We start from the raw sequence: 25,007 nt of genomic DNA, 5'->3' as shown, positions 1-25,007 counted from the left end.
CCGTTTTTCATTTTATCCCACCGTGCCGATGATGCTCACTTCGCGGTTTTCCGGGATTTCGTTATACGACAGCACATGCAGGCCCGGCGCGAACAGGCGCGCATAGCGGGCCAGCAGCGGACGGATCTGCGGCAGCACCAGCAGCAGCGGCGGCGTGGCCTGCTGCTTCATCTGCTCGCGCGCCACCGGCATGTTCACCTGCAGTTGCGACAGCAGGTGCGGGTCGATCGGGTAATTATCCAGGGTCACCTTGCCGGACTGGCGCGCCTGGTTCAGCGAACCGAGCAGCATGTTTTCCAGCTCGCCACCAAGGTTAAACGCCTGCATTTCCATCTTCTGGCCAAACAGGCCGCTGACGATCTGGCGCCGCAGCGCGCAGCGCACCTCGGCCGCCAGCAGGATCGGATCCTTGGTAGTTTCCGAACTGTCGAGCAAGGTGGTGGCGATGGGCACGATATCCTTCAGTGACACGTTTTCTGCCAGCAAGACGCGGAACACGCGCAGCATTTGCGTGTGCGTGAGGGCCTTGTCCAGCGCGCCGGCCAGCTTGGGCGACAGGGCCGTCAGGCGCTCCATCATGTTCGAGACGTCTTCGTGGCGGAACAGTTCCGGCAAGTATTCGCGCACCATCTTCGACAAGTGCGTGGCGATCACGCTGGGCGCTTCGATGACCTGGTAGCCCAGGCCCAGCGCATGCGCCTTTTCACCGGGCTCGATCCAGGTGACGGGCATGCCGTAGGCCGGTTCGATGCCGGGAATGCCATCGAGCTGGCCATACACGTTCGGCGACGGGATCGCCATCAGGCGGTCGGCCTGCACTTCCGCCTGCGCCACCACGGTGCCCGACAGCACGATGGCATACTGCGACGGCTTCAGGGCCAGGTCGTCGCGCACGCCGATGTTCGGCAGCAGCAAGCCCATCGATTCGGACAGGCTCTGGCGCACGCCCTTGACGCGCTTGGTCAAGGGTTCGCCTTGTGTTTTATCCACCATGCCCACCAGTTTATAGCCGAGCATCACCATCAGCGGTTGCACGGCAGGCAGTTGCTGCCACTCCATCTCGGCAGGCTTGTCCTCGCGCAAGGCCGCCTCGATGGCCGCCATGTCGGCCGTATCGGGCCCCTTCACGCGCTTGGTCAGGCGCCATGCCACGAAGGCCAGCACGCCGGCAAAGGTCATGAACATGAACCACGGCATGCCCGGAATCAAGGCCAGCGCCACCATCATGCCGGACGCGCTGAAGATCACCGTTGGCGAAGTCAGCACCTGACCCGCCACTTGCTGTTCGAAGTCGCCCGAATCGCTGATACGGGTCACCAGGATGGCGGCCGCGGCCGACAGCAGCAGCGCCGGGATCTGCGCCACCAGGCCATCACCGATGGTCAGCAGTGCGTATTGACGGAAAGCATCGCCGAACGACAGGTCGTGCATCAGCGAGCCGATGGCCACGCCGCCGACCATGTTGATGATCAGGATCAGGATACTGGCGACGGCATCGCCGCGCACGAACTTCGACGCGCCGTCCATGGCGCCATAGAAATCGGCTTCAGCGGCCACGTCCTTGCGGCGCAGCTGGGCTTTTTCCTGGTTGATCAGGCCGGCGTTCAGGTCGGCGTCGATGGCCATCTGCTTGCCCGGCAAGGCATCGAGGGTAAAGCGCGCGGACACTTCGGAAATACGCTCGGCACCCTTGGTGACGACGGCGAAGTTGATGATCATCAAGATCACGAAGACCACGATACCGACGACGAAGTTACCTCCGATCACCACGTTACCGAAGGCCTCGATCACCTTACCGGCCGCGTCCGCGCCCGTATGGCCGTGCAGCAACACCACGCGCGTCGACGCCACGTTCAACGTCAGCCTGAGCATGGTGGTGGCCAGGATCACCGTCGGGAAGACGGAGAAATCGAGCGGTCGCTTGGCCGACACGCTGACCAGGATGACGATCAGAGCCAGCACGATGTTGAAAGTGAACAAGATATCGAGCAGCACCGGCGGCAGCGGCAGGATGATCATTGCCAGGATCACCAGCAGGAACAGCGGCGTGGCGAACTTGTGGCGGCGCATTTCGGCAACCACGCGGTTCAGGAAATTCATGAAGGGACTACCTCGCTCAAATGAGATGGCACGGCCATCTCGGTGGGTAATACGGGCTGGGCAGCACGCTGCCCGGACCGGAATGCTTTCAGTTGCAGTATGTAGTTGAGCACCTGCGACACGGCCTGGTACAACTGCACGGGAATCTGCTGCTGTACCTGGCTGGTGTTGTAGATGGCGCGCGCCAGCGGCGGCAACTCCAGCGTTTCAATATGGTGTTCCTTCGCCACTTGCCGGATATACAGCGCCATCTCGTCGACGCCCTTGGCAACGACAAACGGCGCCTCGGCGCGGTCCTGGTCATACTTCAATGCAACGGCGTAATGCTCGGGGTTGACGATCACCACGTCGGCGTCGGGCACGGTCTTGCGCACGCTGCGCCGGCCGATCTGCTGCTGCAACTGGCGGATGCGCTGGCGCACTTCGGGCCGGCCTTCGCTGCTTTTATGCTCTTCCTTGACGTCCTGCTTGCTCATGCGCTGGTCGCGGGAAAAAAAGAACGCCTGCGCTGGCACGTCGATGATGGCAAACAGGATGAAGACGGAAATGAGGGCCATCAAGCCGTCGAGCATCAGCGCCGAGCCATCGAGCATGGCTTGCTGCAGGGGCCGGTGTTGCAAGTCCACGTACTGCGTCAGGCTGGAACGGCAGACATGCACGATCACCATGCCCAGCACGCCGGCCTTGGCGATGGACAGGCCGAATTCAAAGCCATGCTTGGGCGACACCAGGCGGCCCAGATTCTTGGCCGGGCTCAGGCGCTCCATCTTCGGCATCCAGTTCTTGCCGCTGATGACCCAGCCGCCGGGAATCAAGGAGCCGAGCACGACAAACAGGGGCACGCAAAACAGCGGCACGATCATCTTGATCAGCAAGCCCACCGAGGTGGTAAACGCCATCGACATGGCATTGTCGAGCGCGCCCTTGCTGTCGAGCGGCATGAAAGCCATGGCGAACAGTCCGCGGAAGGTATCCAGATAAGAAGGCAGCAGAAACACGAACAGCTTCATGCTGATCAGGATGCCCAGCGCCGTCGACAGGTCGCGCGAGCGCACCACCTGCCCTTCCTGGCGCGACTTCTTCAGCTTTTGCTGTGACGCCTTTTCGGTCTTGTCGCCGGTGCTGTTATCCGCCATGGGCCACCCGCATCTGTTCGGCGATCATGTCGAGCACGCGATTGGTCATGGCGATGTAGTGCTCGGGAATAAAGCGCACGATCTGCGCCAGCATCAGCAGGCCGAACACGGTGATCATGGAAAAACCCAGCGAAAACAGGTTCAGCGACGGCGCCACGCGGTTCAGGAAGCCGAAGCCCAGTTGCACCACCATGGTGGAAAAGACGATGGGCAAGGCCAGCAGCATGGCGGCGGCGAAGATCCACGCCACGTTGTAGGCCACCGTCTGCAGCAGCAGCGGGGCATAGCCCTGCCCCACGGGCCAGGCCTTGAAACTGGCGCCGATCACGCCCGTCAGCACCAGATGGCCGTCGATGGCAAAAAACACGATCATGCACATGATGGTGAGCAGACCCGTGATCACGTCCGACGAGGTGCCGTTGAGCGGATCGTTCATGACGGCCATGGAAAAACCCACCTGGCTCGACACCAGGTAGCCGAGCACCGACATCACCGACATGGCGAAGTGGAAGGCCAGGCCGAGGACGAAACCGATGACGGCCTGCTCCAGGGTAGCGACGATGGCGTACAGCGAAAACGGATCGATTTTCAACAAGTCCTGCGAGATGCCCGAGGCCTGCATCACGGGCAGCATCAGGATCGCCAGCACCAGCGACAGCAAGATGCGCACGGTGACGGGCACGACGCCGTCGCCGATCACGGGCGAGGAGCTGAGCATGGCCAGGATGCGGCAGAACGGCCACCACACGGCCAGCAGAAACGGCAGCACCTGATTGAAAATCTGATCCATGGGCGCGCGGCGCTATCCGACCAGGGTGGCCGCGCGCTGAAAAATGGACACGCAATAATCCATCAGGTAACCGGCCATCCAGCGTCCGGCCAGGATCAGCGCCAACAGGGTGACCAGCAGGCGCGGCAGGAAACTCATGGTCTGTTCATTGATCGAGGTGGCCGCCTGCACCAGCGCGACCAGCAAGCCCATGAGCAAACCGGGCACGACCAGGATCACCACCAGCAGCATGACGACATGCAACGCTTCGATGATCAGGTCGACGGCGACTTCAGGGGTAAACATCGATCAATAGCCCTGTATGCTGGTAACGAGGGTGTTGACGGTCAGGGTCCAGCCGTCGACCAGCACGAACAGCAGCAGCTTGAACGGCAGCGAAATGACCAGCGGCGAGAGCATCATCATGCCCATCGCCATCAGCACGGACGCCACCACCAGATCGATGATGAGGAACGGAATGAACAGCATGCAGCCGATCTGGAACGCCGTCTTGAGTTCGGACAACACAAACGCCGCCAGCTTGACCGTGAAACTGTGGTCTTGCGGGCGCATGCTCGACGGCTCGCCGGCCAGGTGCGCGATCTGCGCCAGCGCGGCCTTGCTCGTCTGCGCCAGCATGAAGCGCGAAATCGGCACTTCGGCGATCTTCAGCGCTTCCTGCATGCCGATCTGGTCGCGGTCGTAGGGCACGAACGCCTCCTTCCACACCTGGTCGCCGATGGGGCGCATGACGAGCAAGGTGAGAATCAGGGCGATGCCGGTGACGATACGGTTGGGCAAGCCCTGCTGCAGGCCCAGGGCCTGGCGCAACAGGGACAGCACGATGACGAAGCGGGTAAAGCTGGTCATCATCATGACCATCACGGGCAACAGCCCGAGCAGGGTCATGACGACGAGGATCTGCATCTTCACCGACAGGTCGGTCTTCGCGCCCGGCACCACGCCGGACAACAAATCCTGCGCCCCGGCGGCGCTGCAGCACAGCATCAGAAAGGGGACAGCCAGCGCGGCAGCCAGCGCGCCGCGGCGCCGGCTCAAACCGGGTACCGCCAGCTTCATGCTGTCATCAGGTCGAGATTAAGACCGTCGAGGTCAATGACTTTCAGGCCATAGTTCTCGCCGGCCACCACCACTTCGGCACGGCCGATCGGCGTGCCGTTGACCTTGATCACCAGCGGCTCGCCGGCCAGCATGTCGAGTTCAATCACGCTGTCCGGGCCGATGGCCATCAGTTCTTCCAGCGAAATGCGGGCCGAACCCACTTCCAGCGTCAGGGTGACGGGGATCTTGCGCATCATCTGCGGAATGTCGCGCCGCGCGCGGGTGCTGGCCACGTCGGACATGTCGCCCTGGTCGATGATCATGTCATCGCCCAGGTCTTCCAGCAGGGTTTCGCTCTGGTTGGTATCGGTGATATTCATATTATTCGACATCTTCAAATGAGGTTAAACAGAGCTTGCCCTTGTGTTCGGAAACAGCCGCTGTAAATAAACGGGAATCGTCCAGCATGACGTCGGTGCGGCTCAGGCTGACGGGAATCACGTCGCCCACGCGCAGGTCGAACAAGGCGCCCAGCTGCACCTGCTTGCTGACGAGCCGCCCTTCCAGGGTCACTTGCAGACGCGAAGCGAGCGGGCGCACGCTGCCACGCAAGGCTTTCTTCGCCTGCGCGCGCTCGGGCAGTAAGCCGCGCAGCACATCGGCCATCAGGCGCTTGTCCAGCGAGAACCAGAAATGGCCGCTCTGCCCACCCTCGACGTCGCTGAGCGCCACGCTGACGATCCAGCTGCCGCGCGCCGGATGCACGCCTGACTGTACGGCGACCTCGGCACTGGTGTCGATGTCGCTGCTTTTGCCCACGCTTTTCAGATTCTTGTGGATGCGGGTAAACAAGCTGTTCACCAACTGTTGTCCCAGCACCACAGCGAGGCGCTCCTCGGTGGCCGTCACGCGCACCTGCGCCGGATCGGGCAGCACGCCCTTGGCGCCGGCACTACCGTAACGATAGTTCAGCACGCTCAAGAGTATCTGCCGTTCGAGCGTAAAGCCCGTCTGGCCGGCAGGCGTGGAAAAACTCAGCCAGCGATTCACGCTGTCCTCGTTTTCCGCCCGCGACAACGTCACGGCGTCGATCTGGAAATTACCCCAGTAGCGACGGCTCATCGGCTGGCGCAGGGCCGCAGCCAGGTCATCGCGCAGCTGGGCGCCGAATACATGCAGCAAATGGACAGGACGTCCAAGCAGACAGGAATCGAGGACTTGATGGCGCGCAGTTTGATCTGTCTTGGTAATGATTGTCATGTAGTAGTCATGTCGGTATTGCGGTGGCAGAACAAATTATACGGATCGCCTGAAATTAAATACAGCATCATCTTGGCTTTACCCACAGCTGCGCAAGCAAACGATTGCGCATCGTATCGCATGCTAGATGACTACGGTGCTGAACAATACATGAAAAAGCCAAATATTGCCATGCATCAATATTCCTTGAGCCAATCCTCTCTTTACTTTATAGTTGCCGCGAGGTAAGCTTACAGTGACAAAATAGTGATTTGCAGTGCGCCATTCCGCTTACCTGATTCCGGTTTTTATGGCAGTTTTCAGTTCTTCTTATTGCCAGCAGCAGAAACTTTTATCAGATAAATATTAGTTATCATGGCCATGTAAATCATGTCAACGTGGGTTTACTGGGTTTGTTTGAGTCTGCTTGAGCGGATGGTGTGGCAACTGATAAAACTGATGGGCCTTGCGGATCGGGCCGGGCAGGATGGCATTTACAGGCACGACTGCCGGATTGGCAACACCAGTAATTCTGATTGATACGTCACCGCATATTGAAAGTAGAGGGCAAGATGAGCAACGAACTCGCAGGTCTGATCAAGGCCGATCTGGCAGCACTGAGCAATGACGCGCACGCCCTGGGCGCCAGCATCGCGCCCGCCGCCCAGTTTGGCGCGCCGGAAGCATCCGGTTTCTCCTTCGCGCAAAGCATGAAGGACGCCATCGGCAAGGTGAATGGCGATGACCGCATGGCAGCGCAGAAAATGAGCGACGTCGACAGTGGCAAGAGTGACGACATGGTCGGCGCCATGCTGGCCAGCCAGGAAGCGAGCCTGTCCTTCTCCATGTTGATGCAGGTGCGCAACAAGGTCATGGGCGCCGTCGATGAACTCATCAAGCTGCCTCTGTAATCTTCACGCCCTGATCCACGCCCAGCCTCCCAGCGAAAGTTAACCCAAGTGATTACCCCCATGAAGTCCGCATTTGCGCGCTGGCGCCTTGGCGCCCAGCCCGCCATCCCGCCCGCCCTGCTGAAAAACCTGGTTCCCATCGTCGTGCTGGCCATCGGCATCACCGCCATGGTGACCATGTATGCCTGGCGCGACCAGGCCAACTACAAGCCGGTGTTTGGCGCACGCGAAAAAGTGGCCGTGACGGACATGATGGCCACGCTGGACGCCGAGCACATCCCCTACCGTTTGCATCCGGACAGCGGCCAGGTGCTGGTGCCCGATGCCATGCTGGGCAAGGTGCGCATGCTGCTGGCCTCGAAGGGCGTGACGGCGCAGCTGCCGGCCGGCCTGGAACTGATGGACAAGAATGACCCGCTGGGTGTATCGCAATTCGTGCAGGATGTGCGTTTCCGCCGCGGCCTGGAAGGTGAATTGGCGCAAAGCATCATGACGATGGACGCGATCGCTTCGGCGCGCGTCCATCTGTCGATTGCCAAGTCGACCTCGTTTGTCGCCAGCGACGGCGACAAATCGTCGGCCTCCGTGGTGGTGGCGCTGAAACCGGGCCGCACCCTGGCGCCGGAACAGATCGCCGCCGTCATCAACATGGTAGCCGGCAGCGTCGCCAGCCTGGCGCCTACGCGCGTGAGCCTGGTCGACCAGGGCGGCAACCTGCTGTCTTCGCACATCGACTTGACGGACGGCTTCGACGCCTCGGCTGCTGGCAATGAAGGCGCGAAACGCTTCCAGGATGAAATCCGCCGCAACGTCACGGGCCTGCTTGGCCCCGTTATCGGCGAAGACAACTTCAAGCTCAGCGTGACGGCCGCCGTGAACAACGACCGCGTGGACGAAACGCTGGAAAAATACGGCGAAGCCCCGAAAGTGACCAGCGAAGCGATGCGCGAAGAGCAGGAACGCAACCGCACCGTGGCCGGCGTCCCCGGCAGCCTGTCGAACCGCCCACCGGCGGCGGCCGTGCCGGCACCGGCCGACGCCGCGGGCGCCGCACCGGCCAATGGCGCGCCGAAAGCGGCCGACGACGGCACTGCGCGCAAGAACGCCACCACGCGCCAGTACGCGTATGACCGCAGCATCACGCAGATCAAGCGCAGCCGTGGCCGCCTGGAAAAACTCAGCGTGGCCGTCGTGCTCAACAGCGCCGCCGCGCCGAATCCGAAAACCGGCTGGACCCCTGCCGAACTGGGCAATATTGAAAAAATGCTCAACAGCGGCCTGGGCATCAGCGCCCAGCGCGGCGACAGCCTGAGCCTGACTGCGCTGGCCTTCCCTGCCAAGCCGCCCGTGGCGCAGTGGTGGGAAGAGCGCGATACCGTCGTCGATTTCAGCAGTTGGCTGCTGTACGCCCTGGGCGCCGTGCTCGGCTACTTCCTGATCCTGCGTCCGCTGATGCGTTTGCTGACCACGCGCATGACGCCGCCGGCACTGAAACAGCTCGATCCTGCCCTGGCACTGGGCGGCAGCAGCGCCGCCGGCACACCTGGCGTGGCCGCCGCTGGCGCGCCAGCCCTGAGCGTGAATGGCACCCCGCTGGCGCTCGAAGGTGAAGCGACCGGCACTGACAGCATGCCGGTCGTGCCGCTGCTGGAAAACTATAATTTGCCGCCACCTGGCTCGGCGGTCGACGTGATGGTCGATCACCTGAAAGTGCTGGCTGAAAAAGAACCCGAGCGTGTCGCCGAAGTCGTCAAACAATGGATGCAGAAAAATGGCCGAACTCAACAACAACAATAATCCCTCCGACGGCGCCGAGTACGAAAGCGCCAGCCTGAATCCCGTGGAGCAGGCCGCCATTGTGCTGCTGAGCATAGGCGAGGAACAGGCAGCCAACGTGCTGCGCTGCCTGTCGCGCGAAGAATTGCTGGAAGTCACGCAAGTGATGTCGCGCATGAGCGGCATCAAGGTCGAATCGGTCAAAACGGCCATGCAGACCTTCTTCGACGACTACCGCCAGCAGAGCGGCGTGCACGGCGCCTCGCGCAGCTACCTGAAGCGCTCGCTGGACCTGGCGCTGGGCAGCGATATCGCAAATAGCGTGCTGAACAACATTTATGGCGACGCCATCCGTCCAAAAATGGCGCGCCTGCAGTGGGCCTCGCCAAAATGGCTTGCCGAATACATCGTCAACGAGCACGTGCAGATGCAAGCCGTGTTCCTGGCCTTTTTGCCGCCCGCGCTGGCCGGCCAGATCCTTGACGCCCTGCCCGTCGAAGGCCGCGACCTGGTCTTGCTGAACCTGGCGCGCCTGGACGAGATCGACCGCGATCTGCTGGTCGAGCTCGACGAACTGGTGGGCCGCTGCCTGGGCACGCTCGACACGCAAAGCACCAGCGTCGAAGGCATACGCCAGGCCGCCGAAATCCTCAACCGCATGCCGGGCAACCGCGCCGCGCTGGTCGAATTGCTGCGCGCGCACGACCCGGACGTGGTCTCGGAAATCGAACTGAGCATGTACGACTTCCTGATCCTGTCCACGCAAAGCGATGTCACGCTCACGCGCATCCTGGAAGACGTGCCGATGGAACAGTGGGCCATCGCGCTGAAGGGCGCGGAACCGGCGATCCGCGACGCCGTGCTGAAAACCATGCCGCGTCGCCAGGCACAGAGCTTCGAAGACATGATGCGTCGCTCCGGCCCCGTGCCACTGTCGCGTATCGAACAGACGCGCCAGGAAATCATGGCCACCGTCAAGGGTCTCGCCGATGCGGGCGAGATCGAAGTGCAATTATTTGCCGAAGCGGTGATCGAATGAAACACTTCCGCTCGTATCGTTTCCCGCCCCTGTCGCAATTCATCGCCGCCGGCCAGCGTGCCTCCAACGAGGATACGGATGGCCAGTGGCAGGCGTCCGTCTCGGAAGGCTTCGAGCAGGGCCAGCGCGATGGCTACGAAGTGGGCCTGGTGCAAGGCCAGCAGGACGGCTACGACACCGGACGCAGCGATGGCATGGTGCAAGGCCGCGAAGAAGGCCGCAATGAAACCCTGGTGGCGCTGGACCGCTTGGCGCGCCCCGTCGACGCCATCTTGCGCGACCTGAAAAAAGTGCGCGCCGATTACCGCGAAGCACAGCGCAAGGAAGTGGTCGACCTGGTGGCCAAGGTGGCGCGCCAGGTGATCCGCGCGGAACTGGCGCTGCAGCCGGTGCAATTGCTGGCCCTGGTCGACGAGACCCTGGCCTCGATGCCGCCCACGCGCGAGGAAATCGACGTCTTCCTCAATCCGGAAGAACTCAAACGCATCAGCGAACTCGATCCGAAGCGCGCCAAGCGCTGGAACCTGATCGCCGACGCGCGCCTCGACGCGGGCGAATGCCGCATCAAAGCCGGCGACAATGAAGTCGACGCCGGCTGTCACCAGCGCCTGTCGGCCTGCATGGAACAGGTCAGCAGCCATCTGGCGCTGGCCGCCGAACATGCGGACCAGGGCGCGCCTGCATGATCGCCGACACGCTGCGCAGCTTCGAGATCGGCGATATTCCGGTCGCGACACCCACCGGCCGCCTGGTCGGCGCCTCCGGCCTGCTGCTGGAAAGCGCCGGCTGCCGCCTGCACACGGGCCAGCGTTGTCAAATTGAAACTGTGAGCGGCGAGTGGCTCGATGCGCAAGTCGTCGGTTTTCGCGAAAAACTGTCCTACCTGATGCCCTTCAAGAAGGCCACGGGCCTGACCACCGGCGCGCGCGTGCTGCCCCTGCCCGACAAGGCCAGCCTGCAGATCGGCCCCTCGTGGCTGGGCCGCATGGTGAACGGCCTGGGCGAACCGATCGACGACCTGGGCCGCCTCGGCGGCGAACACATCCTGGAAGTGACGCCGCCGAAAATCAACCCCCTGAAGAAACAGCCCGTGATCGAACCGCTGGACGTGGGCGTGCGGGCGATCAACAGCATGCTGACCCTGGGCAAGGGACAGCGCGTGGGCCTGATGGCCGGTTCCGGCGTCGGCAAGAGCGTGCTGCTGGGCCTGATCACGCGCCAGACGGTGGCCGATGTCGTCGTCGTCGGCCTGATCGGCGAACGGGGCCGCGAAGTGCGCGAATTCGTCGAAAAGTCGCTCGGTGCCGAAGGTTTGAAGAAAGCCGTGCTGGTGATCGCGCCGGCTGACGAATCGCCGTTGATGCGCATCATGGCCACTGAGCTGTGCCACTCGATTGCCGCGCATTACCGCGACCAGGGCAAGCACGTGCTGCTGCTGGTCGACTCGCTGACGCGCTATGCCATGGCCTTGCGCGAAGTGGCGCTGGCCCTGGGCGAGCCGCCCGCCACGCGCGGCTATCCGCCCTCCGTCTTTTCCAATTTGCCGCAACTGGTGGAGAGCGCCGGCAACGGCGCCCACCAGGATGGCAGCATGAGCGCCATCTACACGGTGCTGGCCGAAGGCGACGACCAGCAAGACCCGGTGGTCGACACGGCACGCGCGATTCTCGACGGCCACATCGTGCTCACGCGCGAACTGGCCGAGCGGGGCCACTACCCCGCCATCGACATCGCCGCCTCGATCAGCCGCTGCATGGCGCAGGTGATCACGCCCGAGCACATGCAGGCGGCGCGCGCGCTGAAAGCGTCGATGGCGCGCCATGCACGCGTGCGCGACCTGATCCCGCTGGGCGCCTACGTGCCCGGCGCCGACCCGATCACCGACCGCGCGGTGCAGTTGCACGCCCCCATCGAATCCTTCCTGTGCCAGGGCACCAAGGAAGAAGCGCCAATGGGGCCGTGCATCGCCCAACTTGAACAGATCATGGCCTAGGAGCATATGTGAGCGACGCGCATACCATCCGCAACCTGACCACCCTGGTCGGCCTGCGCAGCACGGAAGTGGAACGCCTGCAAGGCGAAATGGCGGCGCAGACGGCCGTGCGCGAACGCTACCAGAAAAACCTGGAGCGCCTGACGGGTCTGTACACGGATAGCGGCCCCAGCGGCGCCCTGCCCCTGGCCCTGTCGGTCAATTGCGGCAACTTCAAGCAAGCGGTCATGCAGATGGCCGACCAGCACCGTACCGATTTGCACCTGCACGAAGCCAACATGGCCGTCTCGCAGCGCGCCCTGAATACGGCCTGGGCCAAACGCGAGGTACTCGACCAGGTGTTGACGCAAAAACAAAAGCATGTTGCAAATGAGCAACAACGTGTCGATGCCAAGCGGCAAGATGAGCTGGCGACGCAGTTCTGGTTCCGCGGGCAGGTAAAATAATGTTTTACAGAAATAATTTCAGAAAAGTGAATATTTGGTCGCCTTGTCATTGGGTATATCCTGCATGCTAATTTTAGGAGTTTGACATGGCCTTTTCCACTTCCGCTTCGAATACCTACGACCCGACGGCGTCGGCCCAGGCATTGACCGACAAATACACGGCCGATCTGCAGGCGCGCATCACTGCCCAGACCAAGGCCGCCACTGCCACTTCGAGCGGCCTGGTGAACCTGAAAATGGCCTTGACCTCCTTCAGCTCCAGCTTGCTGAGCCTGACGAGCGGCAAGACCATGCTGGTGCAAGGTGCCACCTTCAGCAATACGGCACTGGGCAGCGCCACGGCGTCGGAATCGGCTGCCGCCGGCACGTATTCGCTATTCGTGGAAAAGGTTGCCACAAACAACCAGGTTTCGCTGGGAGGGCTGAGCAACATGGCCATGCCGGCTGCCGACAAAGGCACGCTGAAAATCAAGCTGGCCAACAATACCGATTTCACGGTGGACTTGAGCAAGGCCAATACGGATGCCGACGGTGCCACCCTGTCAGCCAAGGATATCGCCGCCGCCATCAATGCGGAACCCAAGAACAACTCGCGCGTGACGGCGTCCGTCATCACCATCGGCGGTATCGCCCAGCTGGTGCTGACGTCGAATGTCAGCGGCGAGGAAGGCGCGCTGTCGCTCGATACAAGCGCGATGGACCCGGGCGCGCTGAAAGATGCGCTCGCTGCCACGCCCAAGCAGCTGGTCGAAGCCCAGGATGCCGTCATCTGGGTCGGCGGCAAGCCTGCCGATCCGCTCGACACCAGCAACCGCGTCAAACAATCGTCGAATACCTTCAGCAATATCGATGGCGTGAAGATGACCTTCACCAAGGCGCAGGCGAGCGGCGACGCGCCGATGACCCTGACCGTGGCGCTCGATTCGTCCGCCACGACGACCAATGCGCAAAGCTTTGTGACTGCCTACAACAAGCTCAAGGCCGTGCTGGACGGTTTGACCGACCCGGGCGATCCGGCATCGGCCAAGGCTGCCGGCGTCTTTTCCACCGACAGCGGCGTGCGCGTGCTGCGTGACCAGCTGGTGCGTACCTTGCGCGAAACGGCGACGGGCGCCCTCGCCAATTTCGGCATCACCGCTCAGCGCAACGGCACGCTGGCCCTCGATGCCACCAAGCTGACGGCAGCGCTGAAGACGAATCCGGGCGGCCTGGACAAGGCAATCGGCAACAGTTCCGCCAGCGCGCCTAGCGGCATCGCCGGCAAGCTCGATAAATTCATCGAAACCTGGACCTCGACCAATGGCCAGTTGTCGCAGCGCGAGACATCGGTGGCCAAGCTGCAAAAATCGCTGGGCGAACGCCAGACCAAGTTCGAGGCCGACTACACGGCGATGTACAACCGCTACAAGGCGCAGTTCACCCAACTGCAAGCCTTGCAGGCACGCATGGCGCAAACGACCGATATGTTCGATGCCCTGTTCAGCAGCGACAAGACTAAATAGAGGCCGGCGCCGTCTGCATGACGGCGGCGCCGGCCTTCCAGCCGCACCAAGCTTTTACAGTGAGAAAAAATAATGAATCACGATGCATACAGTAACTACCACGCCGTCAACCTGGATGCGCAGACGTCGCGCGCCACCCCGGTCGAACTGGTCTTGCTGCTCACCGACGGCTTGCTGGAAGAACTGGCGCGCGCGCGCGGACATATCGTCGGCAAGCGCTATGAACAAAAGGCCATCAGCCTGAACAAATGTACGGAAATCATCAACGGACTGTCGAGCTCGCTCGATTTCGAGAATGGCGGCGAAGTCGTCGCCAATCTGGGCCGTCTGTACGAGTACTGCACCGGCCGCCTGTATTCGGCCGGCATCACGCTCGATCCTGCCCTGATCGACGAGGTGACCACGCTGTTGACGACGATCAAACAAGGCTGGCTCGGCGTCCAGGCCAAGAATGGATAGCACCCCCTTGTCGCTCCAGCTGACGCGCGAAGTGCTGGCAGCCAGTACCAGCCAGAACTGGGACGCGCTGGAGTTACTCGACAGAAAACTGGCGCAGCACCTTGCCAGCCTGGGCATATTGAGCGAACGTGAAAAAGCCGCCCTGCTCGCCTTGCGCAAGGCGCATGCGCAGGCATACCAGGCGTGTTCCGACGAAAAACATCGGCTGGGCATGCAGTTGGGCGAAATCCATTCGAAACAAGAAGGCTGGGTCGCGTATGCGATTGAAAATGCCATGTATCAAGATGAGAATCCAGCATGAAAATGAGCGTCAACACAACAACGAGCAGCGCGACCGCGCCACCGAGGAGCGCCCAGGCGGGCGTTAACGCGTCCGTGAGCAAGGGCGCGCCCGAGAGTGGCACCGCGCGCAACCTCCTGTTCTCACTGCCCACGCCAGCGCAGAGAACGGTCGCCAGCGATGCCGGCCAGGCGCAAGACCTTGCCGCGGACCTGACGGACGATGGCGCCCCCGCCACCGACGTAGCTGCCGACATCACTCAGGCTGCGACAACGCAGGACGCGGGCCTGCCCGCCATGACGCCACCGCTGATGGCGCCCATGCTGCCCGTCTCGCCGCAAGCCGACGCTACCGCTGCCAAGGGAAACGCTGGCGTAGCGGCTACGCAACAAGGCAATGCACAGCAGACCCTGGACCTGAATAGCCGCCTGCATCCCGATGGCCTGGCTTTCAATGTGCAGACCGCCAGGATGGCGCCTGCGCGCGATCTGGGCGAACCGGTGGCGGCAGCCCAGCCAACACCCGCCACTGCGGCCGGCAGCAAAAGCGCGCTGCCAGCCGCCGGCTTCGATGCGGCGCCGGCCATGACAGCCACGCCCGCGGCAACAGCGCCCGCCGCCACGCGCGATGGCGAGCGCGGTGCTGCCACGCCCATCAGCCCGGGTCCGGCAGGCGGCGTGCACAATGGCGCCGCTGCAACGCCGGGCGCAGAGACGATCAAACTCAACGGCCCTGCCCAGCAATGGCAGGAACCGTTGCGCGAAGCGCTGGGCGAGCGCCTGCAGACACAGATCGGCCGCAACAGCGAACACGCGACGATCCGCCTCGATCCGCCCATGCTGGGCCGCATTGAAATTTCCATCCGCCACACGGCCGGCGCGCTGCAAGTGAACGTCACGGCGTCGAACTCGGAAGTGTTGCGCCAGTTGCAAGGCATCGGCGAAAACATGCGCAGCGACCTGGCACAGCGCCAGTACACCGACGTGGCCGTGAATATCAGCGCCACCCCGCGCAGCCCTGCCGCCCAGGCGTTTGCCGAAGGCGATGCACGTGGCCAGCGTCAGCCCGGCCGCCAGAACGACGACGCCGAGCCGGGGCGCGCCCTGTCCGACGGCAGCACTGCCGCTACCACTTACGCCATGCATGAGCGAGATACTGCCTGATGAATACGAAAATGAAATTGATAGCCGGCTTCATCGCCGTGGCCGTGCTGGCTGCCGGCGCGGCCGGTGGCGCCATGTGGTACCTGTCCAAGCCGGTCGCCGGCCATGCCGAGGCTGCCGACGCCAAAGCCCCGCCACCGCCCGCCACCGGCAAGAAGGCGCGCAAGTTCATCACCCTGGACAAGGTCATCGTGATGCTGCGCCGCAGCCCCGGCGACAGTGATACGCATTACCTGTCGGCCGACCTGGTGATCGCCACCACCGAGGAAAAGGAAAAGCTGACCAAGGACCACTTGCCGCTGATGCGCTCGATCGCCGTGAGTACCTTGTCGAGCTTTCCGGTGGACAAGGCACAGTCCATGACGGTGGAGCAATTTGCCGAACAGATCAACAAGGCCTTCAATGTCAGCTATGAACGCGAACAGATGGAAAAGCCCTACACCGAAGTCATGGTCGGCAAGCTGATCATTGAATAAGCCAACACGCCAGCCGACCTAGTGGGAGACCCCGTGGCCTATGCAGAGCAATACCAGGAAGCGTATGGCGCCGGCGAATACGCCGCCGCCAGCGCTTGCGCGGCCGTGCTCAGCGTTACTGAAGAGCAACAACATCTGGTGGCGTACGCCCCTTTGGTGAAACGCATCGTGCGCCAGCTCAATTCGCAGGTGTCGGGCGCCATCGACCGCGACGACATGGAACAGATCGGCCTGATGGGTTTGCTCGAGGCGCTGCGCCGCTACGGCGTGCCGGACCAGTCTTTCGGCAGCTATGCCAGCCTGCGCATTCGCGGCGCCATCCTCGATGAGCTGCGGCGCCAGGACTGGCGCCCGCGCGCCGTGCGCCAGGAAAGCCATCGCTTGCGCGACAGCGTGCGCGCCCTGACCCGGCGCCTGGGGCGCGAACCGCTGGACGCGGAAATCATGGCCGCCCTGAAGCTGACGCCGGAAGCCTTCCAGGAATACCAACTGGCGGAAAACGCCGAGCTGATCGTCAGTTTCGACGAAGTGCTGCAAGAAAGCCTGGGACAGGCCGACAGCGCACCGAGTCCGGAAGAGCAATTGATGGTGCGGCGCAGCCTGGAACAGGCGCTGCGTACGCTCGACGAGCGCGAGCAGCGCGTGATCCAGATGTACTACGAATTCGAACTGAGCTATAAAGAAATTGCCGCCGTGCTGGACCTGAGCGACGCCCGCGTCTGCCAGCTGAACAAGACGGCACTGGGCAAGATGAAAGCCATGCTGCAAGATACATAAAAGTGAAGCAGTAGTTTCAGCAAGACCCATCAAATTGATGTAGCACAATGACGCAGAAAGGCAGTTGACATGGTAATTATCGGTATCTTAATCGTGATGGGGTGTGTATTCGGAGGCTTCGCCCTGATGGGCGGCACCGTCCACGCGATCTGGCAACCGGTCGAGTTGATCATCATCATCGGCGCCGCCGTCGGCGCCCTGGTGCTGGGCAACCCGAAGCATGTACTCGGGGAAATGCTGCACCAGATGCGCAAGATCGTCACGCACAAGAAGCAAGGCTCGGAATTCCAGCGCCAGTTGCTGCTGCTGATGTATGAACTGCTGCAAACGGCCGCCGGTGGCCTGAAGGCGCTCGACGCGCACGTCGAGGCGCCGCGCGAAAGCGCCCTGTTCCAGCGCTATCCGCTGGTGCTGGAAGAGCCGAAGCTGCTGGCCTTCATCGTCGACAACTTCCGTTTGATGGCGATGGGCAAGATCAACGCGCATGAGCTCGAAGGCGTGCTGGAACAGGAACTCGAAGCCATCCACGACGAGCTGCTGCAACCGTCGAAGTCCCTGCACAAGATCGCCGAAGCCATGCCGGGCTTCGGCATTCTGGCGGCCGTTCTGGGTATCGTGATGGCCATGAATTCCGTGGCCGACGGCGCCGATGCGGCGGAAATTTCGGAAAAAGTGGGCGCCGCCATGGTCGGTACCTTCATCGGCATCTTCTTTTGCTACGGCGTGCTCGATCCGATGTGCAACATGATGAAACAGCTGGTGGGTGAGGAAGGTTCGACCATGGAATGCGTGAAGGTCGTGCTGGTCACGCACGTGGCGGGCAAGCCGCCCCTGCTGGCCATCGATGCGGGACGCCGCCTGGTGCAACTGAACATCAAGCCGAGCTTTGCCCAACTGGAAAGCTGGATCACTGCGCTCGAAGGTGGCGGCGCCGAACAAGAGCAGGGCCAAGGCCGGGGAGGCCGCCGTGCTAAAGCCGCATGAGAAACATGAACAGGCCATCATCAAGCGTGCCGGTCGCAAGCATGACGACGATGGCCATGGCGGCGCCTGGAAAGTGGCGTTCGCCGACTTTTGCCTGGCCCTGCTGTCGCTCTTCCTCGTGCTGTGGCTGATGGCCGCGCGCGAGCAGCAGGCGATGAAGGAAATCATGATGGACGCGTCGGCCAGCAGCCGCCAGGGCGAAGGCCAGGGCGTCATGCCGGAACAGAGCGGCGGTCCGCGCGGCAGCCTGATCGAGCGCTTCCCCATGCCCCGCAAGGGCTCGGGCGACACGCGCACGGAAGGCAAGCAGACGCAGGAAGGCAAGGCCGGCGCGGCGCCGCAAAACCAGACCAAGGTCAGCTACCAGTCGCCGGAAGACCTGCTGTCGCTGTCGCGCGCGCTCGACAAGCTCAGCGACGAAGCGGGATTGAAGAGCAATCTGCAATCGGTGATCACGCCGTACGGCTTGCGCGTCATGCTGCACGATACGGACAAGCAAGGCATGTTCGTGCGTGGCAGCGCCGTGCCGACCGATCGTTTCCGCAAGCTGCTGCGCCAGATGGGCCCAGTCTTCGCGCAGATGGACAACCAGATGCTGATCGTCGGCCACACCGACTCGCTGCAATACGCCAATAACGGCTATGAAGGCTATTCGAACTGGACCCTGTCGGCCAACCGCGCCATGTCGGCGCGCGCCCAACTGTTGATCGGCAGCATGAATCCGGAAAGCGTGCTGCAAGTGGTGGGCATGGCCGACCGCGCGCCGCTGGACGTAAAAAATGCCAGCGCCGGCATCAACCGCCGCATCGAACTGTTAATATTGACGCGTGGCCAGGCCGACAGCATCGCCGCCATGTTCGGCATGGCCGGGCAAAAGGCGCAAGGCGAAGAGCTGCAAGTGGGTGAACCGGACTCGGGAACCTTGCAGCGCCTGCGCGACAAACTGGGCCTGCCCGCAAAGAAGGAGCGCGATGAGCATGCAAATTAAGGGCAAGGGACAACGTATGAAAATCTCCTCCGGCAATACCGGTGCTGCCGTACGCAGCAGCGCCATCGCGCCGGCCGAGGCGATCGCCGAGAACGCGGGCGCCGCCGGCGCCATGGGTGGCTCGTCGGCCGGGGCGGAACTGCAATCGGCCGTGCTGCAACCGGCCATGGCCGCCCTGCGCGCCATGCCCGAGATCGACCACGAGCGCGTGGCCATGCTGCGCGATGCGCTGGCCAAGGGCGAATTGCCATTCGATCCAGCAAAACTGGCAGGGCTGATCCAGCGTTTCCACGGCGGTGAATCGTGACCGCAGCGCGCAAGGGCATCACGCGCCAGGAAGCCGTGCGCCGCGTGCTGCAAGGCATGAAAGACGACAGCGTCGGCTACGCCGCCTTGCAAACCTTGCTGGAAGAGCAATTTCAGGCCACCTTGCAGCACCAGAGCACCCGGCTGACGGCACTGGCCGACCAGGTCATCGCCGCCGTCGAGCCCCTCGATGCGCGCCGCCGCCAGCGCGTCAGTCTGGTCACTGCCCTGCTGGGCCCGCAAGGCGATATGCCGCAATTGTTTGCATTGTTGCAAGAAGACGCGCGCGCCACCGCCGTACGCGACTGGGTCGCGCTGGAGCAGATGGTGCTGGAATGCAAGCGCCTGAATGCCCGCAACAGCGATTTATTAACAGAGCAGTACAGCATCATGCAGCGCGTGCTGCATGGCGAGGAAGATACGTATGCGCCAAGCTGATTTCGCCACACCCCGCGCCATGGCGGCGACGCCATCGACGGCGGCCACATCCGCCGTGCAGAGCAATATGCGCGCCACCGACGCCACCGGCGCCGGCGGCAACTTCAGCAGCGTATTCCGGCAAGTGCAGGGCGAAGTGGCCCGCTTCATCGAACAGGGCGGCGGCAACGCCACCAGCCTGAGCCCGCAAGGACGCGCCTACCTGGAGCAGAGCCAGCCCGTAAATGTGCTGGGCAGCATCAACCAGGGCGGCGAGATCGGCGAAGTGCAGCAGCAGTTCCTCGCCTCGATCAAGCCGTGGACGGAAGAAACGGGCGCGCGCCTGGGCGTGGCGCCGGAAATTGTCGCCGCCCACGCCGCGCTGGAATCGGGCTGGGGCCAGCGTCCGTTGCGCCAGAGCACGGGCGCGGACACGAATAATCTGTTCGGCATCAAGGCCGGAGGCAAATGGCAGGGTGACGTGGCCAGCAATGTCACCACCGAATACGCGGCCGGCAGCGGCACGGCGCTGAAGAAAACCGAGCGTTTCCGCAGCTATCCGGACCAGGCCAGCGCCTTCCGCGACTACGCGCAAGTGTTGCTCGACAATCCACGCTACCGCGCCGCCCTGAACACGGGCGCCAACGCGGGCGCCTTCGCACAAGGCCTGGCGCGCGGCGGCTATGCCACCGACCCCGACTACGCCACCAAGCTGACCCAACTGGCGACGCGCCTGCAGCGCACGGCCGCAGACTGACCTCCTTAACGGCCGGCAAGATCGGCCGGTTCCACCACGCCCGCATCGACCACCCTGGCACGTATCACCGTGCCGCTGGTGGCGTTGCGCACGCGGATCACCTCTCCCAGCGCGCCCGGATCCAGCGCTTCGCCGGCCATGCTCACTTCCACCTGCTCCTTGCGCGCCACGATATTCACCGCACTGCCCCGCTTGATCAGCATGGGTGCGGCCAGCTGCCCCTGGCGCAGCACTTCGCCGGCACGCAAGCTGCGCCGGCTCGACAGGCCGATGGCGCCGAGCAAGGAGGAAATACTGTCCGGCACCATCGTCACGTCGCGCCGCGCCAGCGCCACGTCGCCAGATTGCAACGGCGTATTGGCCGTGACGGGTGCGCTGGTGACGGCCACCTGGGCCGTGATGCTACCGCGCGCCAACATTTCATAACGCCAACCGTTGCTTCCAGGACACACTGCTACAAAGCGCATGCGCTGCGCCGAACGGCTGTCCGCCGTTTCCAGCGTGACAGGCGCCGCGCAAGCGGGCACGGGGCGCGTGCTTTTCACCACGGCCACCTGAAACTGCGGTTCCAGCAATCCTGCCGTGGCTGCCTGCTGCGCCAATTGCTCTCGCGCCAGCTGTTCCACACGCGAAAATATATTGTCGGCTGGCAATTCTGCGCGACCTGCACTACTATATAGGCTGGTCAGTAAAAATAGGCCAGGAACTAGTATATAAGGACGTGGCACCTTGTTTCGGAGCATCGTAATGCTGTTGAAATGAATCATTGCTAACCTTAATCAAAGATACTGAAGCGGCATGACCTTACCATGCGTCAACATGACCAGGCTGGGATTTTACCTCTGCACCACCTATTTTCTAGCCCGAACCGCAAAAAGCACGATCGAATTCAATACAAAGGATGACCATGGGGATTAATTTCAAGGATGCGCTGGGCGTGCATGCCGATGCACTCGCGCTGCGTGCCGACCGTACCCGCGTGCTGGCGGCCAATATTGCCAATGAAAATACGCCCGGCTTCCAGGCCATGGACATGGATTTCGGCAGCGCCCTGCAGCAGTTGCAGGACAACGAAGCGGGCCTGCTGTCGACCGATGACGATGCCAGCGCCCTGTACCGCGTGCCCTACCACCCTAGCCGCGACGGCAATACCGTCGAAATCGGCGTCGAGCAGGCGGCGTTCTCGCAAAATGCCACCGACTTCCAGACTAGCCTGACTTTCGTCAACATGAAACTGAAGGGTCTGTCCAAGGCCATTTCCGGACAATAAGGATCAGCATGAGCTTCCAGGATATTTCCAAGATCGCCGGTTCGGCGATGGCTGCGCAGACCGTGCGCCTCAATACCATCGCCAGCAATCTGGCCAATGCCGATTCCGTTGCCGGTTCCGAAGGCGAAGCCTACCGTGCACGCAAGCCCGTGTTTGCCGCCGTGATGGATGGTTCCGGTGCCAGCGGCGCCGGCGGACGCGTTCAAGTGCTCGACGTGGTGGAAAGCGATGAGCCGCTGCGCAAGGTGTATGAACCGGGCCACCCGATGGCCAATGCCGATGGCATGGTGTTCTACCCCAACGTCAATCAGGTCGCCGAGATGACCGACATGATGTCGGCTTCGCGCGCGTTTGAAACCAATGTCGAAGTTCTAGGCCGCATCAAGTCGATGCAGCAATCGCTCCTCAAATTAGGTGAAGCATAATCCATGGAAACCAATCTCTTTACAAACAACACCAGCGGCAACAATAGCAGCAGCAATGCCGTCAAGTCGCAGAGCAATGCCACCCAGGATATGTTCACCAAATTGCTGGTCGCGCAGATCAAGAACCAGGATCCGCTCGCGCCCACCGATCCGAGCCAGTTCGTCAATCAATTGACGCAGCAGGCGCAAACGGAAGCGATGCAGAACCTGTCCTCGCTGACCAGCGCCAATGCCAGCGTACTGCAATCGATGCAAGTGCTGGCCCTGGGCGCGCAAGTGGGCTCCGAAGTGATGGTCAACAGCGAAACGGTGCAGCTCGACAAAAGCAAAGTCAGCGGCAGCATCGCGCTGGCCGCCGGCACCACCAAGACCACCGTGACCCTGAAAGGCGCGGACGACAAGGAATACAAGATCGAACTGGGCGCCAAGGGGGCCGGTACCGTTCCCTTCACCATCGACCCCGTCGCGCTGGGCTTGCCTGCTGGCACGTATAGCATGGCAGTCACCACCAACGGTGCCGAAAAGCCATCGGTCGACATCGCAGGCAAGCTCAACAGCGTGCGCCTGTCGTCCGGCGGCAGCATGATTCTGAGCGTGTCGAACCTGGGCGAAGTCAACCCCGGCGCGATCACCGGCTTTAACGGTAAGACGGCCTGATCCGCTCGCGCCTTCGTTTCCTGAACACTAATCTCGTCCTTCACTAAAGGAAGTCAACATGAGTTTCGACATCGCCCTGTCCGGCATCCAGTCCATCAACCAACAGTTGAACAGCACCAGTAACAATATCGCCAACGCCGGCACCTACGGCTTCAAGAGCAGCCGCGCCAATTTTTCGGCCATGTACGCCGGTTCGCGCGCCACGGGCACGGAAATCGGCTCGCTGACGCAAAGCATGTCGCTCAACGGCGGCGTGCTGAACACGGGCCGCGCGCTCGACGCGGCCATCGATGGCCGTGGCTACTTCGTCTCGCGCGACGCGCAAAACACCATGAGCTACAGCCGCGTCGGCATCTTTTCGGCCAGCAATGAAGGCAAGCTGATCGATGCAAACGGCCGCCTGGTACAGGGCTATGCCGCCGTCAAGGACAGTACCGCTCTGGGCACCATGGGAGACATGCTGATTCCAACGGGCCAGATTCCCGCCGTGGCGTCGACCAAGCTGGCGTATGCCGCCAACATGTCGTCCGAATGGCCCATCAAGGCCGCGACCTTCGACAAGACCAACGAACTGAGCTACAACAGCGGCAAGTCCTCGATCCTCTACGATTCGCTGGGCGCCAAGCACTCGCTGGGCCAGTACTTCGTCAAGACGGCGGCGGGCGTGGACGTGCATTACACCTTCGACAACGCCGATGTATTGCCGGTGACGAAGATGACCTTCGACACGAACGGCAAACTGGTGACGGGCACGTCTGCCTCGCCGGTCCTGCCGACGCCGCCTGGCGCGGCACCGATGTCGGTTGCCATCGACTACACGGGCACGACCCAGTTCGCCGGCGAATCGACGACCTCGACCGACCGCGCCGACGGCTATGCCTCGGGCACCTACACGGGCGTGGAACTGGCCGCTGACGGCTCCGTCGTGGCGAAATACACAAATGGCCAAAAACAAAGCATCGGCGTGATCGCCCTGGCCACCTTCCCCGACGAAGGCGCCTTGACGGCCGTCAACGATACCAGCTGGATTGCCTCGACCACCTCCGGCACCGCCATGTATGACCGTCCGGGCGTCGGCATGGTCGGCAAACTGGTGACGAGCTCGCTGGAACAGTCGAACGTCGACATCACCTCCGAACTGGTGGGTCTGATGACGTCGCAGCGCAATTACCAGGCGAACTCGAAGGTCATCTCGACCGAGAACGCCATGCTGCAATCGCTGATGCAAGCGCTGTAATCCACGATACGCAAAGGTAAAGAGCAATGGATGCGCTGATTTATACCGCCATGAGCGGGGCCGACCGTGCCCTGCGGGCACAGCAGGTACACGCCAACAACCTGGCCAATATCGAGACGGGCGGCTTTCGCGCCAACCTGGAAGTGTCCACTGCCCAGCCGCTGCAAAACGGCTATGGCTACGACGACCGCCACATGACGCAGACGCAGTCGAGCGCCGTCGGCACGCGCACGGGCGCCATCAAGGAAACGGGACGCGAGCTCGACGTTGCCGTCACGGGACCCGGCTTTCTCGCGGTGCAATGGCAAAACGGCGAAGCCTACACGCGCGCCGGCGCCATGGACCTCGATGAAACGGGCGCGCTGACCATCAACGGCCGGCCCGTGCTGGGCGAAGGCGGCCCCATCACGATTCCCGAGCACACCAGCCTGTCGATCGGCGCCGATGGCACGATTTCCATCCAGGTGCCAGGCACCGCACAGATGCAGACCGTCGACAAGCTCAAGCTGGTCAACGCCGAGGGCGGAGAGCTGACCAAGAACGAGGCGGGCCTGATCGTGGCGCGCAGCGGCGAAGACTTGCAGGCTGATCCGACGGTGCGCCTGCGCGACCGCCACTTGGAAGGCAGCAACGTCTCGGCGGTCGAGGAAATGGTCGCCACCATGAGCCTGAACCGCAGTTTCGAGATGCAAATGAAAGTATTCAAGGCCAGCGATTCCATGACGGAATCAGGCAACCGCCTGCTGGGCGCCTAAGAATGCCGGACATAAGCTACTGCGCGTTGCGATTTGCGGCCTGCGATGCTCACTGTGCTCAAGCACAGTTGCGCTTCTCGACC

At 62.4% G+C, this 25,007-nt stretch carries 30 protein-coding genes; 22 read left to right on the top strand and 8 right to left on the bottom strand.

Translation table 11 applies throughout. The features are described 5' to 3' along the window. Positions 1-12 precede the first annotated feature (12 nt). The 7 genes from C8C92_RS12905 to C8C92_RS12875 are packed head-to-tail and all read right to left on the bottom strand — an operon-like array spanning position 13 to position 6,327. Positions 13-2,100 (bottom strand): flagellar biosynthesis protein FlhA, encoded by a 2,088-nt coding sequence (locus C8C92_RS12905; protein ID WP_099759555.1) that lies wholly within the window; start codon positions 2,098-2,100, stop codon positions 13-15. Continuing rightward, the gene (locus C8C92_RS12900) at positions 2,097-3,236 is read right to left on the bottom strand and encodes a flagellar type III secretion system protein FlhB (protein WP_099759556.1); all 1,140 of its coding nucleotides are present in this window, start codon (positions 3,234-3,236) and stop codon (positions 2,097-2,099) included. Before C8C92_RS12900 ends, C8C92_RS12905 begins: the two co-directional genes overlap by 4 nt. Next, entirely contained in the window at positions 3,226-4,026 is an 801-nt protein-coding gene (locus tag C8C92_RS12895) for a flagellar biosynthetic protein FliR (protein WP_116744137.1), read from the bottom strand. Before C8C92_RS12895 ends, C8C92_RS12900 begins: the two co-directional genes overlap by 11 nt. Positions 4,027-4,038: 12 nt before the next feature. Beyond that, positions 4,039-4,311, bottom strand: a complete 273-nt coding sequence (locus tag C8C92_RS12890) for a flagellar biosynthetic protein FliQ (protein ID WP_034757874.1) — start codon at positions 4,309-4,311, stop codon at positions 4,039-4,041. Positions 4,312-4,314: 3 nt separating this feature from the next. Then, a complete protein-coding gene (gene fliP, locus C8C92_RS12885) occupies positions 4,315-5,085 on the bottom strand; it encodes a flagellar type III secretion system pore protein FliP (RefSeq protein WP_099759558.1) in 771 nt (256 codons plus the stop codon). After that, positions 5,082-5,447 carry a FliM/FliN family flagellar motor switch protein gene (locus C8C92_RS12880; RefSeq protein ID WP_099759559.1) on the bottom strand — a complete coding sequence of 122 codons (366 nt, stop codon included), beginning with the start codon at positions 5,445-5,447 and terminating at the stop codon, positions 5,082-5,084. The genes fliP and C8C92_RS12880 overlap by 4 nt, the downstream gene beginning before the upstream one ends. 1 nt (position 5,448) lies before the next feature. Continuing rightward, complete coding sequence (locus C8C92_RS12875) at positions 5,449-6,327, bottom strand: FliM/FliN family flagellar motor switch protein (protein ID WP_165829415.1); 879 nt, start codon at positions 6,325-6,327, stop codon at positions 5,449-5,451. A 551-nt stretch (positions 6,328-6,878) separates the two neighbouring features. Here C8C92_RS12875 and C8C92_RS12865 point away from each other — a divergent pair. From C8C92_RS12865 to C8C92_RS12785, 17 genes are all read left to right on the top strand, one after another. Beyond that, entirely contained in the window at positions 6,879-7,217 is a 339-nt protein-coding gene (locus C8C92_RS12865) for a flagellar hook-basal body complex protein FliE (protein WP_099759562.1), read from the top strand. Between the two features lie 60 nt (positions 7,218-7,277). Further along, entirely contained in the window at positions 7,278-9,014 is a 1,737-nt protein-coding gene (gene fliF / locus C8C92_RS12860) for a flagellar basal-body MS-ring/collar protein FliF (RefSeq protein WP_099759563.1), read from the top strand. After that, on the top strand, positions 8,989-10,032 hold the full coding sequence (locus tag C8C92_RS12855; RefSeq protein WP_099759564.1) for a flagellar motor switch protein FliG: 1,044 nt from the start codon (positions 8,989-8,991) through the stop codon (positions 10,030-10,032). Before fliF ends, C8C92_RS12855 begins: the two co-directional genes overlap by 26 nt. Then, entirely contained in the window at positions 10,029-10,718 is a 690-nt protein-coding gene (gene fliH / locus C8C92_RS12850; RefSeq protein ID WP_099759565.1) for a flagellar assembly protein FliH, read from the top strand. The genes C8C92_RS12855 and fliH overlap by 4 nt, the downstream gene beginning before the upstream one ends. Beyond that, positions 10,715-12,025, top strand: coding sequence for a flagellar protein export ATPase FliI (gene fliI / locus C8C92_RS12845; protein WP_099759566.1), 1,311 nt, complete (start codon positions 10,715-10,717; stop codon positions 12,023-12,025). The genes fliH and fliI overlap by 4 nt, the downstream gene beginning before the upstream one ends. A gap of 8 nt (positions 12,026-12,033) precedes the next feature. Next, entirely contained in the window at positions 12,034-12,471 is a 438-nt protein-coding gene (locus C8C92_RS12840; RefSeq protein WP_070289072.1) for a flagellar export protein FliJ, read from the top strand. A gap of 86 nt (positions 12,472-12,557) precedes the next feature. Beyond that, a complete protein-coding gene (fliD, locus tag C8C92_RS12835; RefSeq protein WP_116744135.1) occupies positions 12,558-13,973 on the top strand; it encodes a flagellar filament capping protein FliD in 1,416 nt (471 codons plus the stop codon). Between the two features lie 69 nt (positions 13,974-14,042). Next, complete coding sequence (gene fliS / locus C8C92_RS12830) at positions 14,043-14,432, top strand: flagellar export chaperone FliS (RefSeq protein WP_099759568.1); 390 nt, start codon at positions 14,043-14,045, stop codon at positions 14,430-14,432. After that, complete coding sequence (locus tag C8C92_RS12825; protein ID WP_116744134.1) at positions 14,425-14,733, top strand: hypothetical protein; 309 nt, start codon at positions 14,425-14,427, stop codon at positions 14,731-14,733. The genes fliS and C8C92_RS12825 overlap by 8 nt, the downstream gene beginning before the upstream one ends. Next, positions 14,730-15,875, top strand: a complete 1,146-nt coding sequence (locus C8C92_RS12820) for a flagellar hook-length control protein FliK (protein ID WP_133250744.1) — start codon at positions 14,730-14,732, stop codon at positions 15,873-15,875. The genes C8C92_RS12825 and C8C92_RS12820 overlap by 4 nt, the downstream gene beginning before the upstream one ends. Positions 15,876-15,886: 11 nt before the next feature. Continuing rightward, the gene (locus C8C92_RS12815; protein WP_243420191.1) at positions 15,887-16,351 is read left to right on the top strand and encodes a flagellar basal body-associated FliL family protein; all 465 of its coding nucleotides are present in this window, start codon (positions 15,887-15,889) and stop codon (positions 16,349-16,351) included. Between the two features lie 33 nt (positions 16,352-16,384). Further along, complete coding sequence (locus C8C92_RS12810) at positions 16,385-17,128, top strand: FliA/WhiG family RNA polymerase sigma factor (protein WP_099759572.1); 744 nt, start codon at positions 16,385-16,387, stop codon at positions 17,126-17,128. A gap of 69 nt (positions 17,129-17,197) precedes the next feature. Then, positions 17,198-18,112 carry a flagellar motor stator protein MotA gene (gene motA / locus C8C92_RS12805; protein ID WP_099764161.1) on the top strand — a complete coding sequence of 305 codons (915 nt, stop codon included), beginning with the start codon at positions 17,198-17,200 and terminating at the stop codon, positions 18,110-18,112. Beyond that, on the top strand, positions 18,096-19,100 hold the full coding sequence (locus C8C92_RS12800; protein WP_243420190.1) for a flagellar motor protein MotB: 1,005 nt from the start codon (positions 18,096-18,098) through the stop codon (positions 19,098-19,100). Before motA ends, C8C92_RS12800 begins: the two co-directional genes overlap by 17 nt. Before the next feature lie 16 nt (positions 19,101-19,116). Next, entirely contained in the window at positions 19,117-19,407 is a 291-nt protein-coding gene (gene flgM, locus C8C92_RS12795; RefSeq protein WP_071077837.1) for a flagellar biosynthesis anti-sigma factor FlgM, read from the top strand. Then, a complete protein-coding gene (flgN, locus tag C8C92_RS12790; RefSeq protein ID WP_116744132.1) occupies positions 19,404-19,844 on the top strand; it encodes a flagellar export chaperone FlgN in 441 nt (146 codons plus the stop codon). Before flgM ends, flgN begins: the two co-directional genes overlap by 4 nt. Next, the gene (locus C8C92_RS12785; protein WP_099759574.1) at positions 19,831-20,580 is read left to right on the top strand and encodes a glucosaminidase domain-containing protein; all 750 of its coding nucleotides are present in this window, start codon (positions 19,831-19,833) and stop codon (positions 20,578-20,580) included. The genes flgN and C8C92_RS12785 overlap by 14 nt, the downstream gene beginning before the upstream one ends. A 5-nt stretch (positions 20,581-20,585) precedes the next feature. Here the strand turns inward: C8C92_RS12785 and flgA are convergent, their stop codons facing one another. Continuing rightward, a complete protein-coding gene (gene flgA, locus C8C92_RS12780; protein ID WP_116744131.1) occupies positions 20,586-21,233 on the bottom strand; it encodes a flagellar basal body P-ring formation chaperone FlgA in 648 nt (215 codons plus the stop codon). A 254-nt stretch (positions 21,234-21,487) separates the two neighbouring features. Between flgA and flgB the strand changes: the two genes are divergently transcribed. The 5 genes from flgB to C8C92_RS12755 are packed head-to-tail and all read left to right on the top strand — an operon-like array spanning position 21,488 to position 24,924. Beyond that, the gene (gene flgB / locus C8C92_RS12775; protein WP_034758109.1) at positions 21,488-21,850 is read left to right on the top strand and encodes a flagellar basal body rod protein FlgB; all 363 of its coding nucleotides are present in this window, start codon (positions 21,488-21,490) and stop codon (positions 21,848-21,850) included. An 8-nt stretch (positions 21,851-21,858) separates the two neighbouring features. Continuing rightward, positions 21,859-22,275, top strand: coding sequence for a flagellar basal body rod protein FlgC (flgC, locus tag C8C92_RS12770; RefSeq protein WP_099759576.1), 417 nt, complete (start codon positions 21,859-21,861; stop codon positions 22,273-22,275). A gap of 3 nt (positions 22,276-22,278) precedes the next feature. Next, positions 22,279-22,932: a flagellar hook capping FlgD N-terminal domain-containing protein gene (locus tag C8C92_RS12765; protein ID WP_116744130.1), complete on the top strand. Its 654-nt coding sequence runs from the start codon at positions 22,279-22,281 to the stop codon at positions 22,930-22,932. A 58-nt stretch (positions 22,933-22,990) separates the two neighbouring features. Further along, positions 22,991-24,169 carry a flagellar hook-basal body complex protein gene (locus tag C8C92_RS12760; RefSeq protein ID WP_099759578.1) on the top strand — a complete coding sequence of 393 codons (1,179 nt, stop codon included), beginning with the start codon at positions 22,991-22,993 and terminating at the stop codon, positions 24,167-24,169. Between the two features lie 26 nt (positions 24,170-24,195). Further along, the gene (locus tag C8C92_RS12755) at positions 24,196-24,924 is read left to right on the top strand and encodes a flagellar basal body rod protein FlgF (RefSeq protein WP_116744129.1); all 729 of its coding nucleotides are present in this window, start codon (positions 24,196-24,198) and stop codon (positions 24,922-24,924) included. Positions 24,925-25,007: the final 83 nt, after the last annotated feature.

The organism is Janthinobacterium sp. 78 (assembly GCF_003096775.1).
Classification (GTDB): Bacteria; Pseudomonadota; Gammaproteobacteria; order Burkholderiales; family Burkholderiaceae_D; genus Janthinobacterium; species Janthinobacterium tructae.
Note: the sequence above shows the minus strand (reverse complement) of the source record. Positions and strands in the feature narration are given on the sequence as shown.